8 protein-coding genes are annotated in these 13094 nt (G+C 46.8%); 2 read left to right on the forward strand and 6 right to left on the reverse strand.

Features of this window, described 5'->3' with window-relative positions; genetic code table 11:
• Window positions 1–387: 387 nt before the first annotated feature.
• The 4 genes from G589_RS0112325 to G589_RS19900 form a co-directional block, all read right to left on the reverse strand.
• Window positions 388–2109 carry a sugar ABC transporter substrate-binding protein gene (locus tag G589_RS0112325; protein ID WP_026522361.1) on the reverse strand — a complete coding sequence of 574 codons (1722 nt, stop codon included), beginning with the start codon at window positions 2107–2109 and terminating at the stop codon, window positions 388–390.
• 122 nt (window positions 2110–2231) lie between these two features.
• Window positions 2232–3104, reverse strand: coding sequence for a carbohydrate ABC transporter permease (locus tag G589_RS0112330; RefSeq protein ID WP_026522362.1), 873 nt, complete (start codon window positions 3102–3104; stop codon window positions 2232–2234).
• 15 nt (window positions 3105–3119) lie between these two features.
• Window positions 3120–4061, reverse strand: coding sequence for an ABC transporter permease (locus G589_RS0112335; RefSeq protein WP_022768004.1), 942 nt, complete (start codon window positions 4059–4061; stop codon window positions 3120–3122).
• A 1-nt stretch (window position 4062) separates the two neighbouring features.
• A complete protein-coding gene (locus tag G589_RS19900; RefSeq protein ID WP_035776062.1) occupies window positions 4063–6918 on the reverse strand; it encodes a glycosyl hydrolase 115 family protein in 2856 nt (951 codons plus the stop codon).
• A 173-nt stretch (window positions 6919–7091) separates the two neighbouring features.
• Between G589_RS19900 and G589_RS0112345 the strand changes: the two genes are divergently transcribed.
• Window positions 7092–7952 (forward strand): AraC family transcriptional regulator, encoded by an 861-nt coding sequence (locus tag G589_RS0112345; RefSeq protein WP_026522363.1) that lies wholly within the window; start codon window positions 7092–7094, stop codon window positions 7950–7952.
• 29 nt (window positions 7953–7981) lie between these two features.
• On the opposite strand, the gene G589_RS0112350 is transcribed toward G589_RS0112345, so the two are convergent.
• A complete protein-coding gene (locus G589_RS0112350) occupies window positions 7982–9973 on the reverse strand; it encodes a glycoside hydrolase family 20 zincin-like fold domain-containing protein (protein WP_051192368.1) in 1992 nt (663 codons plus the stop codon).
• Between the two features lie 96 nt (window positions 9974–10069).
• Between G589_RS0112350 and G589_RS0112355 the strand changes: the two genes are divergently transcribed.
• Window positions 10070–10975 (forward strand): AraC family transcriptional regulator, encoded by a 906-nt coding sequence (locus G589_RS0112355; protein WP_022768000.1) that lies wholly within the window; start codon window positions 10070–10072, stop codon window positions 10973–10975.
• A gap of 168 nt (window positions 10976–11143) precedes the next feature.
• On the opposite strand, the gene G589_RS0112360 is transcribed toward G589_RS0112355, so the two are convergent.
• Window positions 11144–13048, reverse strand: a complete 1905-nt coding sequence (locus G589_RS0112360; protein WP_026522365.1) for a sialate O-acetylesterase — start codon at window positions 13046–13048, stop codon at window positions 11144–11146.
• Window positions 13049–13094 lie beyond the last annotated feature (46 nt).

A 13094-nucleotide genomic window follows, 5' to 3' on the forward strand; every position in this document is an offset into this window, starting at 1 on the left:
GTGATACTTCTGTTCCCCATACCTATGATTGCTAGTATAAGTTTTTCAATTGGTATTTTTCTGCTCCTAACAAAATCCTTTCCCGGAGAAACACAGAACTGATCGATGGACTTGCAAACGCTGTGTATCTCCTTTAGTAAAATATCTCTAACTTGTTTTGATTTCACGTGCACCTCCTTGAATTTAGACTTTTGCCTCTAATTTCAAGGGCCGCTTTCGCTACCTCTAAAAATAAATCTGTAGCGAAAGCGGCCGCACTTTTATGCTTACATGTCAACTGTTTTTAGAAAAAAAGACCCCTACATCATTTTCAGATGTAGAGATCTTTATAGTGTCATCTTAACTTAATGACATTGCCCTAAAGCGCAGCCCCTGAGGAACTTAATATTATGGAAGCATATCTGCATCGCCGAAGTACTCAGCCCACTTAGCTGTTCTCTCGTCGATGATAGCCTGTCCACCTGCTGAAAGGTAATCAGCAATACCGGCTTCCCAAACTGCATCGAAGTCAGCAGTTGAAGCAACTACAGCCTGATCATAAACCTGATCTCTCTTAGCTGAAAGTGTATCACCTACACCTGCCTCAGCCTCGATAACACCAACGTTAACGTTCTTAGGCTCAAGTCCGTCTGTCTTTGAGATCTTGTCAGCAGCACTTACAAGCTCAGGATCCTGTCCGGCATAACCATAAGCGATTGAAAGGTCAGCAAGCTTCTGATCACCGAAGTATGTTCCGTTACATGTGATTGTGTAGTCAATGTTCTTACCTGAGTTCTGGATTGCATCGCCTTCTGCTGCGATGATCTGGATAGCACCTGACTCAAGAACTTCGTGTGTAACACCCTCTTCACCTGCCTGGAGGTACTTGATTGTCTCAGGCTTTGAAATGAAGTCGAGGTAAAGAAGTGATGCAAGAGGCTCTGTGTTTGTTGTAGGGAAGAAGAGCTTTCTGTCGCCTGCTGAAGAGTAAAGCCACTTAGCATACTTTCCATCAGCGTTCTGGAAGCAGTCAACCGGTACGAACTTAGCATCAGGACCTACGTTTCTCTGAAGGTTAGAGTTGATTGAATCTTCACCGTTTCTGAATACATAATCCCAGTTGTGCTGGAATGCGCCTACATATCCGGCCTTGATCATATCGTCCTCAGTTGTGTCTCCGCTTCCGTAAAGAGCGAAATCCTTCCACATAAGACCATCGTTATACCACTTGTTAAGGAGCTTAACAGCTTCCTTTGTTGAAGCCTGTGTAACTGCTCTGTCATCGAATCCGTTGATGTAGTACTCTTTGTCAGTAATCTTAGGATCCATGAAAGATGTGATGATGTTAGATGCTCTCCAACCTACATCATAGCTTGTTGAGAAAGGAACCATCTTGGAAGCGTCTTTTCCAAGAAGAGTATCAGCGTTGTCTCTGAATGCAACGAGCATGTCTTCGAACTCCTGAGTTGTTGTAGGAGCCTTCATGTTAAGAGCATCGAGCCAGTCCTGACGAACGAAAGTAACGATTCTCTGCTGCTCAGCACGTCTTCCTTCAAGTGCCCAAACTTCGCCTGTCTTAGGGTCTTTGTCCCAAAGCATGTTCTGGTCGCCAAGCCAGTTCCAAAGGTTTGGTGTATCAGCCTTGTACTGCTCAATGAGGTCCTGAAGATCGATAACACCGCCCATCTGAGCGTATGTAAGAACTGTAGGATAGCTGTATGTTACGCAGATGTCAGGAGCTTCGCCTGCTGCAAGAAGGTTGTTGATATCATCAACCTCTGTCCATCTTGGAACCTTCTTGAAGGTTACTTCTACGTTGTGCTCCTCGAGCATTCCCTTCTTGATGTACTCTGTGTACATGTTGTTCTCAGGATCTGAACCGCCGTCATTTCCTCTGTCGTAGATCTCTACTGTGATCTTTCTTGTGTCAGCGAACTTACCGTCTGTAAGCTCTGATGCTGTCTCAGGCTCAGCAGCAGGTGCTTCTGCCTGTGTCTCTGTTGTAGCAGCAGGTGTTTCTGTAGTAGCTGCCGGTGTCTCTGTGGTTGCCCCACCGCCCTCTGATCCGCAGGCAACTATTGAAAGAGCCATTGCAGATGCAAGAAACATAGATAATACCTTTTTCTTCATAACTCTACCTCCATATTTTTTATGTGAATTTTTAATAATTACCAACAAGGAAGTTCTGCTCTCGCGCGAGCGCTCGCCAGAACAAGAATTCGTACTAACCTCGAAAATACCTCGCTAAGTACTCATTCTTTTACCGCACCCAGCGTTACGCCATGGATGAAGTACTTCTGCAGGAAAGGATAGATGCACAGGATCGGGATGGTTGAGAACATAACGATGGCTGCCTTAAGTGATGCAGCAAGTCCCGGAGCTGAGAAGCCCTCCTGTGTTGCAACCTCTACCTGGTTGATGTTGTTGATGATGTTGTACAAAAGAAGCTGCAGTGTGTAGAACCTGTCATCTCTCATGTACATCAAGGCATCTGAGTAACCATTCCATCTTCCTACTGCGTAGAACAGTGCAAGTGTTGCAAGAACCGGCTTTGACAGAGGAAGGTAAATGCTCATCAGTATCCTGAAAAGACTTGCTCCGTCAATCTCAGCTGATTCCCTTAAGCTGTCAGGAATTCCATAGAAGAAACTCCTCATGATGATCATGTTGTAAACACTAAGTACACCGGGCAGGATCAGAACCAATGGGTTACTGAGCAGGTGGAGCTTCTGCATCAGCAGGTAGTTCGGAATTGTTCCTGCGTTGAAGAACATGGTAATGGTGATAAAAATGTTAATTGCTTTTCTTCCCTTTAAGTGCTCAAAGATAAGGGGATAAGCACAAAGTGTTGTCATTGTAAGAGATGCTATCGTGCAGACAATTGTAAGAAATACAGTCCACACAAATGCTCTTATGTATTTGGGATCCTTAAGTACCGTTGCATAGGCATCGAAGTTAAGTCCCTTAGGTAAAAGATATACTTCATTTCTTACCAGGAAATCCGTACCACTTAAGGATTTGGCAAGAAGGTTCAGCATAGGGATTACGCAGATAAGGCTCACAAAGAGGCAAAATATCACGAACACCCAGTCCCATACTTTATCAGTCGTTGATTTTACTTTCATCTCTTTTGCCCTCCCTTACCAGATTCCTCTCTCGCCAAGCTTACGAGAGATAAAGTTAGCCATCAGCAGGAAGAACACACCAACAACCGACTGGAAGAGTCCAACCGCTGTTGTCAGCGAGAACTGAAGTCCCTTGATACCTACACGATATACATAAGTTGCGATAACGTCTGCCACCTTCATGACCAGGTTGTTCTGGAATGCGAAAGGTCGATCGAACCCGCCACCCAGGATATTTCCGAGGTTCATGATAAGAAGAACTACGATGGTTGGCTTGATGCCCGGAAGTGTGATGTGCCACATCTTCCTGAATCTGCCTGCTCCGTCAACGGCTGCTGCCTCATAGAGCTCAGGGTTAATGCCGGCAATTGATGCCAGATATACAATGGAGCCCCAACCGAAGTTCTGCCAGATACCGAATCCGATGTAGCTGCCGATCCAGTGAGCTGCGTCGTTAAGGAACGGGATTGATGATCCGCCCATCTTCATAAGAACCATGTTTACAAGTCCGTCATTGGGTGCAAGGAGCTGCAGAGCCAAGCTGTAGATGATGACCCATGAAAGGAAGTGAGGCATGTAAGCGATGGTCTGCACAACCTTCTTATAACGCTGGAAGCAAAGCTCATTTAATATAAGAGCAAATATGATAGGTGCCGGGAATCCGAAAACAAGATCCAGCAGGTTAAGTGTCAGTGTATTTCTAAGTGCATATCTGAAATCATTATTTCCGAATGCCTTGATGAAATACTCAAAACCGTGATTAGCTGCCAGTGGCAGTTTCCAAACACTCTCTACCAGCGAGTATTTCTTGAACGCGATCTGCACATAGATCATAGGTGCATATTTAAAGATCAAAAGATACAACAGTGGTAAAAATAACATCACATAAAGTTGCCAGTACTTTTTAAGATAGACACCGGCGCCCGCCTTATTTTGGGCCTTAGCTTGCCTGCTCATTTCATTCCTCCTCTAATCCCCTGATATAGCTCTCCCTGGGTCCAAGATAGGACTTCGGGATTTTAATTCCTTTTTTTATAAGCACTATCCTCTCAAGAACGATTCCCGGACTGCAGCCGTAAAACTTAAGTTCATTTTCCCCTTTTACAAGCTTTACTGTGTCCGTGACGATCTTGACGCTGTTTATTGCTTCCTCACGCCACTGCGGGCTGAAGAAAAACTGGTTCTCCGGATCTCTGACGGTGTTTATGATCTTTGTCTTGCCGCCGTTTACCGAGTATCCCAGGTACTGCTCCGGCTTAAAAGTAACCGGTGTTGTCGGTGCCAGTAAAAAGACTGCCTCGTACTCACTATTTTCCGTCGCCATAAATCTGTATGTGACACTGGGTCTTGTCTTTCCCCTGTAAAAATCCTCTGTCACAGGAAATGCTTTGATGGCGCTTCCGCTTCTTCCATAGGGAGAAAGAACTTTAAATCCTCCCTTTTTGGTGTCAGCCTTTTCGGAAAAATGTGCTGCTTCCATGCAGATATATCCGTCGCTCTCAATAAAGAGTCCCTTTGGAGCATCTGCCGGGGAAGCTTCCACCGTTACGTGTGCGCATCCGATTCCAATGCCTTCCACTGTAAACGTGCCTGTGATCTTTTCGGACAAAAGAGCTTTATTCACCGAAAGGGTAATCCGCTCTCTTTTTTTGACCTCGCCCTCTGTTTTTGAAAACAAAAGCCAGCTGCAATCGGTGCTGATCCTGTATTTGTATGGGATCTCACTTCCACTTATCAGGTCAAATTCGATACTGCTCACATCCGGTCTTAGCATGTCACTCCAGGTCTGAGGGTGATCATTCCACTCAAGGCCTGTCATGTAGTTCTCATCCTCTGCTCTGGAAACCAGCATCCTCGGCGAGTTTGCGCCATATACAAGATGCCTTATTGGATATCTGTTATCCTCTTCGTTCCAGTTGATAAAGCCCACATGCTCCGATCTGCCAAAGCCTTTGTAATAGCCGCCGTCCACCGTTTCATATTCATCAATGATACGGGCATCTTCTTTTACGCAAGCGTCAAGCTGCTCTGCAACATCGTTGGCTTCAATCCTGTTCTGCATTGCAAAGAACTTGTTCCTGCCGGCCAGTATCCACATCTTCATGAGGTTGGCCGTTCCGCAGGCCGGATAGTACAAAAGAGATATGAATGCCGAGAGGTTCTCGACATCTATTCTCTTTTTAAGTGCAGCTGATTCCTTAAGTATCTCATCGCTGAGGTTAAGGACCATGTCTGCCTCTCCAAAGTGAAGAGGGTGGTAAACATCTGCATTCATGATCTCGTGGCGTCTCTTTTCAAGAAGAGAGGTGTAATCCCACAGGATCTTTTTTGCTTTGTTTCTTCCGGAGAGGGGAAGCATACCACCAAACTGCCTCTCCGCCCACTCATTTACGTAAGTCTCAGTGATGGCTGCATCTGTGCCGCCCCACTTATCTATGTCGTAAGCAAGGTCAAGGAAATATGAAAGACCAAGCTCCTGAGTGCCTATATCACCAACATTGGTGACCCATATCTGTCTTACGCCGAACTCGTAAGCTGCTGTCATCTGCTCCCAAACCCTTGGGAGGAAGGTGGCTCCTATCCACTTAAAGGAATAAGGACCACCGTGCATATCCATGTGATAGTACATTCCGAATCCGCCGGGATGATTTCTCATCTCCTTATCCGGAAGTGTTCTTGTGTAGCCGACGTTGTTATCGGAGAGGATTAAAGTTACATCCTCAAGCTCCGGATCACCCATGAGGCCCTTTGTCTTTTCATTGCCGTAGAAGAATTCTTCCACTTCGGAGAAAAGAACTATCTGCCTCGGAACGTTCTTTAAATCATCATCAATTGTTTCTTTGATAAGATCGTTCTGGGTCTTCAAAACGTCTTTTACCAGATCTATGTTATCCTGTAGCGAAGCATCATCCCCAAGTATCCTTGAGTCTCTCTCGCCTCGCATGCCAAGAGTTATTACATTTTCAAAGGACTTGTTTCTTATAAGTCCGTCTCGCCAGAAACGGGTGATTCCCTCTCTGTTTGCCCTGAAGTCCCAGGCATCTCCGTAGATTGAGTTCTCTCCCCGAAGGAGCCTGTACTCCTCGCCGCTTCTCATGCAGGGTTCGTGGTGGGATGTGCTCATCACCACTCCGTACTCATCCGCAAGTCTTGCGCTCTCAAGTCCCGGTCCGTCCATGCTGAAGTTTGACGCCCACATGGCAGGCCATAAGTAGTTGCCCTTAAGGCGAAGGAGAAGTTCGAAAACTCTCTCATAGCAATTGGCGTTTATTCCACCGAAGTGCTCTGTGGCCCAATTTCCAAAAGCCGGCCACTCATCATTTATAAAGAATCCTCTGTATTTAACAGATGGCTCTTTGCTGACCATGTTTACTTCATCTGTCAATGAAGCGTTTTTCTTCTTTTTGGGTAATACGTGATTCCAGTTAACAAGTGGTGATACCCCGAGAAGCTCCGAGAGATGGAACAGTCCGTAGATGGTTCCGCGCTTGTCGCTTCCGGCGATGACCACTGCGTGATCAACTCCATCCATCGGGCTGTCTATAACCTGAAAGCTGTAGACTTCCCACTTACCTCTCACTTCCTCTAAATCTATGAGTCCCTTTTCTTCAAGCTCATCCAGGTAATCGCTCCTGCCGACGGTTCCGTAAATTATCAGGTTCTTACACTTACATCCCTTTGTATATTCACCTGCATGAAACCCTGTTACCAGGTACAGGTCCTGCCTGACCAGTGCTGCTACCTTATTGACTCCGGGAAAAGATTTAGATTCGTAAGTGAACATTAACCTGTTATCAAAACTGACCTTTGACACTTTTACCCCCACCAGGTTTTCTTTCCACTTTTGCTTGTTGATGTTTCCCCATTTGAATGCTATAAATAAATCATAGGGCATGGGATTTTAATACAAATACACAAAAAACCATATATTTTTTGCATTTTCCGATATAAAGTGCACAAGCTCTTTTCCCATGTATAAGGAGAGGTATGAAAAAGTGTCTGAACTTCCCGTATACCGTCATAGACAGCGAGATCATCTGCGAGCACAAGAAGGCCCGTGTCGATCCCACTGACATCAGCACTGTCCACAACCACGACGGATATGAAGTTGTTCTTTTCTTAAAAGGGGATGTAAATATGATGGTGGAGCCCGAGCTTTTCAAGATGGAGCCCGGGGATATTTTCTTTATAAGCCCGCTGGTCTTCCACGGTGTTGACCTCGAGGATGTAAGCGGCTATGAGAGGATCGTCATCAACGTTCAGTACGAGTATCTAAAGAGCCTCGGCGATTCCGAGACTGATTTTAGCACGCTCTTTAGGAGCACGAATTCTGCAAACATGAATCACCTGCGCATTCCAAAGGAGTCCATCCCCAAGTTCATTGCTGTGGCAAAAAACCTTGAGGAAGCCCTTCACAGCGAGTGCTACGGCCACAGCGTGCTGGCGAAAGCCTACCTTGCAGAGTTCCTTCTTCTTACCTGCAAGTACTCAGAGAACGTTCCTCCGCAGAAAAAAAGCAGCACTATGCCCGTTGCCGTGGCAAAAGTGCTGGAATATATCGACAAGCATCTCTCTGATGAGATCACTATAAATACCATGTCTGCCGAGCTTCACTACAGCAGTGACCACCTTAGCCGCGCTTTTAGCGAAGCGACAGGAGACTCTTTAAAACATTACATTAATGCAAAAAAAATCGCTCTTGCACAAAAATTATTGCTGGAAAATAATTCCCCCTACGATGTGTGCTTCATGGTGGGATACAACAATTATTCCAGCTTTTCAAGGCGTTTCTCAACGCAGATAGGCGTCTCGCCCAAGCAGTATCAGTTATCGAACCGCGTGGGCTAAGCCTAAATATTGGTCATAAAGCTTGATTCTTAATATATGGTTCTGCCTTTTTCGTCCGGAATGCCACATTTTCTGTAGAAGTAGGAGTTCACCTGATCTCTCCACTCTCTGGCATTATCCAGCTGAAGGTCGAACCTTTCTTTTACTCTTTTGTAGACTTCCTCGGGAACTGCGCCTTTTAAGCTGTCCCAGTCTGCTGCAAGACCTCTTGCCTCTTCTTCTCCCTGGAAATGACTGTCGTAGATGTGCTGGATCAGTGTCTTTCCGGTCTTAAGCTTCCAGGTGTACGGAATGTGATGGAAGAAAAGAAGAAGTTCTTCCGGGCAGGTATTTGGGTCGTTGTACAACTTTGCATTTTCCGGGTAGTACTGCTGGGCATAGCCCGTTCCCTTGTCTGTTCTGTCAACACCGATCCCAAGGTGATCAGCCCTGTGATAGGTTCCCCATCTTGAGTATTCATAGCCGTCAACGCTTGGTCCGTAGTGGCCGTTTGGTGTTACCATCCAGCCGATTCCAAGAGGTGATGTGTATCTCTCGTAGATCTCTCTTGAGCGAAGAAGCATGCTGCAGAGGATGTCCTCTTCCTTCTTTGGAAGATTCAACGTCTGAGCGATCCACTCTCTTGCTATCTCTTCAGCTGTGAGCTCTGTGTTAAAAGACAATCTTCCGAATCCGTAAGTATTGGCTGCTGCCAGGTCATCCCCGGTCCAGTTCATGTCGTTTCCGGTGTTGATGACTGCTGCCATTCCGCCGAGGTTGTTGCCCATGGTGCGACCACTTATAACGTCAGCCACAGTGTCTTTTTCCTCATTGCAATGTGTGTGGAAGTCGAGAACTTCCTTGAAAAGAGGGATGAGATAACACAGGTCGATCTGATGGCCGGTGTACTCCTGAGCTGCCTGAACCTCCAGCATCTGGTTGGTCTTTGTAAGGCCGCCCAGAAGGGGAGATACGGGTTCGCGGATCTGGAAGTCCATAGGTCCGTTCTTTATCTGAAGGATGACGTTGTCATGATATGCTCCGTCAAGGTCCTTGAAGTAATCGTAGCCGGCTCTTGCTCTGTCTGTCTTGGTGTCACGCCAGTCCTGAGTGCAGTTATAGACAAAGCATCTCCAGATGATGATTCCGCCGTAAGGAGCTATCACATCTGCGAGCATGTTGGCGCCATCTGCCTGAGTCCTTCCGTAGGTGAAAGGTCCCGGTCTTCCCTCTGAGTCCGCCTTTACAAGGAACCCTCCGAGGTGCGGGAGATTGTCGTAAACTTCCTTTATCTTTTTCTCCCACCATGAGATGACTGATTTATCAAGAGGATCGCAGGTGTCCATGCCTCCGATCTCGATAGGTGATGCGAAGTTGAGGGACATGTAGAGCTTTATTCCGTAGCCTTCAAAGATGTCCGAAAGCTCTTTTACCTTATCAAAGTACCTGTCAGTGATGAGGTATGAAGCTGCTCCCTTTACATTTACGTTGTTGATGACAACGCCGTTGATGCCGATGCTGGCCATGAAACGGGCGTAGTCTCTGGTCCTGTCGTTTATGATGATCTCTTCGTTTTCGAAGAAGAAGGAATTTCCTGAGTATCCGCGCTCGATGCTGCCGTCCATGTTGTCCCAGTGGTTCATCATTCTAAGAGGGTTGGATGGGGAGGCAGTCTCGGCTACTTCATCAGCTCTTTTGCCACATGCTATTAGGCGCAGGATTGCAAAGACGCCGTAGAGAACGCCGTTTGTATCTGATGCGCCAAGGTCTATGCCATTAGCGTTTCCTTTGATGCTATAGCCTTCTGCGGATATTAAAGCGACCTTTGTGATCTTAAGTGTCAGCGCTTTCTTGCCGGCCTCTGTCTGATTTGTTACCTGTTCTCCGGTAAGGAGCTCTATAGCTTTTTTGAACTCGCATATTGCATTTGATATGACAGCATCTGAATCTGAAAATCCTTCAAGGGTGATGTTCCATACGCCATCGCCCTCGCAGACTCTGTGGTAATTCAGCCAAAGCTGTGTCCAATCAGTTGTTCCCATAAAAAGTTTTCCCTTCTGTATCACAAATATTTGCACGCCCTTGGCGTAAAATGCTAGAATATGTACGAGTTAACATAAATCAAAGGAGAATGATCCATGATTGAAGATATTAACGCCCAGTCCAGAGAAGATATAATTTACGACACTTTAAAGGGCGTCCTTCTCTATCACAATACGCTCAACGAATATCCGCTCCACTGGCACAACGAGGTAGAGCTGATCCTTCCTTTGTCAGGGTCATTCCAGGTTAAGTTTCACAACGACTCTTCCGCAGTTGTCAACTGCGTTCCCGGAGATATAATGCTTATCGCTCCCGGAACCCTTCATGAGTACCTGTCTGTTGCACCGGGCGGTGAGAAGATGATCCTTCTCTTTGACTTTACTCGCTACTCACAGGTTTCTCTTATGGTTCCGCTCCTTAAGACTCTTCCGCCCTACGTTCATGTTAAGCAGAGCCAGTTCCCTGTGGAAGCTGCTCGCCTTCAGAACTACTTCTGGGACATTGAGCGCCTCTACGGAGAGAGCGATGAATTCCTTCAGATATCTGTATATTCTCTGGTGACTCTGATCCTCGCCCAGATAGGAAGCATGCATCTTGTGGATGCTATTGTTCCCACCGGCACTTCAGATTCCCAGTCTAAAAACATTGAAAAACTCGTGGCTGTAACCAACTACATCGATTCCCACAGAAGTGAGGATCTCTCGGTTGAACAGCTTGCTGAGCTTGCAGGCTTTTCCAAGTACCACTTCGAGAGACTCTTTAAGTCCTCCATGGGCATCTCCTGCTATCAGTACATCACCAAGCGTCGCGTGATGATGGCTCAGGAGCTCCTTGGCGACACCGACCTCTCAGTCATGGACATCGCACTGCAGTCAGGTTTCTTCTCTCTTTCAACCTTCAACCGTGTATTCAAGGATATGAACGGCTGCTCACCCACCGAGTACCGCAAGATGTACCTCCAGGGTGCCGACGTCGCCGGCCGAACCTACACCAAGCAGTGAGTTACCGGGGAGTCAGTGGGGACGGTTCTCTTGGGGAGTCAGTGGGGACGGTTCTCTTTGACTCCCTTGTTAGATAATTAAGAACGATAAAATTCCCAAACAAAGGGAGTCAAAGAGAACCGTCCCCACTGACTCCCCAAGAGAACCGTCCCCACTGACTCCCTCGGCTTATTTTACTTCGAGTTCGAAGGGGCCCATTGGGAGGTTGGCCTTGTTGTAGATCATGGCGCCTGAGTATGTGTATGCAACCAGGTATCTGACCTTCTTTATCTTCTCTGCCTTGAGGTTTGTCTGAAGCTGAATTGCCTCGCCGACAATCTTAGCCTTGGCTTCGTATTCTTTTCCTTTATCATCAACCACAACAAAATCGCGGATCTCGCTGCCCTTGCCGATGTCTCTGGCAACCATTCCGTCAGCGTGATCAAACCTGATCTCTACAGTTGCGCCTTTCATAAGGCCTGAACCTGTAACCTTAACTGAAACAGGAATAGGTGTAGGGCCTGTGAACTCGCCGGCATAGCCGTAGCGAAGGTGCGCAGCCCAGAGGGCCAGGCGCTTGCCGATGCGGCGCTTTCCTGTGGGATGAAGATCGTTGTCTTCGCCAAGGTCCATATTTACTGTCATTCCAACCATCGGATCGTCCAAAAGCTTTGCCTGCTTTAATCTGAACTCAGGCCATGGGTCGTCCACCGGCTGAATATCTATAACAAAGTTAGGAAGCTGAACCGTGATGTAAGGAAGGTTTTCTTCTCCCCACTTATCTCTGTAGCCCTTTATCATGCGCTTTGAAAGATCCACATAGTCATATGGCTCATAGGTGTTTGACTCACCCTGATACCAGATGATTCCATCGATTGGGAAGTTGTGGCAAGGCGCAGTCATGGCGTTGTAAAGACCTGTCGGATGCCAGTTGATAAAGTCTGTGGGCGGAATCTCTCCGCATCTTGCAGCAACCTTGTAGTACCAGGTGCCGTCAAGCCTTACCTCAGCATCATCGTTGAAGATCTTGTACTCCTTGTCCGGAGTAATTCTTCCAAGGCCGTACTCAACGCAGAGCCTTATTGCAATAACATTTCCCTTTTCCCGGGTAAGTCCCTCAGGAATATCATATTTCCTCGGCGGATACTGATACTCGATCCCGCCGACCTTCACTCCGTTAACAAAGACCTCGTCCCTGTCAACCATTGTTCCAAGGAACAGTCTTGCGTTCTTTCCGGCAAGTTCCTTTGGCAGATCAAAGCTCTTTCTGAACCAGACAGATCCGCACATTCCGTTTAGCTCGGTGTCTTTAAACATCACCGGAATATCCATTTCCTTCCAGCTGCGCTCGTCAAGGTCCTCTTTCATCCATTTCTCTGAAAGTCCCCTGTCAAGCTTATCGAGCTTCTCTCTCCAGAGAGTTCCATTAATAACGTTTTTGTCTGCCTGATTCTTTCTGAAATCATCCTCGGCGTACTTATCCGCCTCTTCTATAAGTTCGTCATACCCCTCCAGCATCTCTTTTGACATCCAGGAAGAAATCTTGGATCCGCCAAGGGATGCATTTATAAATCCAACAGTCTGACCTGTGAGCTTCTGGAGATATGCAGCAAAGAAGTATCCTGTCGCAGAGAAGTCCATGATGGTATCCTTTTTAACTCTGCTCCAAGCGCCGCTCCTCAGCTCTGCCAAAGGTCCGTGGAAATCTGTGTCCTCCACGATCTTAAAGGTCCTGATCCCCGGATTCTCCTCAATCTGCGCAAGTGCCGGATACCTGTCCTTAACCCTGGCAATGGGAAGCTCCATATTGGACTGACCGGTGGCAAGCCACACGATTCCTATCATTACATCTTTAACAGCAATCTCCTCGTCCTTATCATCTGAAACGATGAGCTCGTACGGGCCTCCGCTCTCTTTTGCGGAAAGGTAGATGTCAAACCTTCCTCTCTCGTCAGCCTTTCCTGTGGACATGAGATTATCGAGCCTTACCTCGATTCCTCTTCCGGGCTCGTCCCATCCCCAAATATGTATTCTTTTACGTCTCTGAATGACCATTCCGTCCGAAATGATCTTTGGAAGTACTAATTTACCCATTTCGTTTTCCCCATGTTTCCCCATAGTCCTTCTATGGCTAATTATA

This window comes from Butyrivibrio sp. VCB2001 (assembly GCF_000423965.1).
GTDB lineage: Bacteria > Bacillota > Clostridia > Lachnospirales > Lachnospiraceae > Butyrivibrio.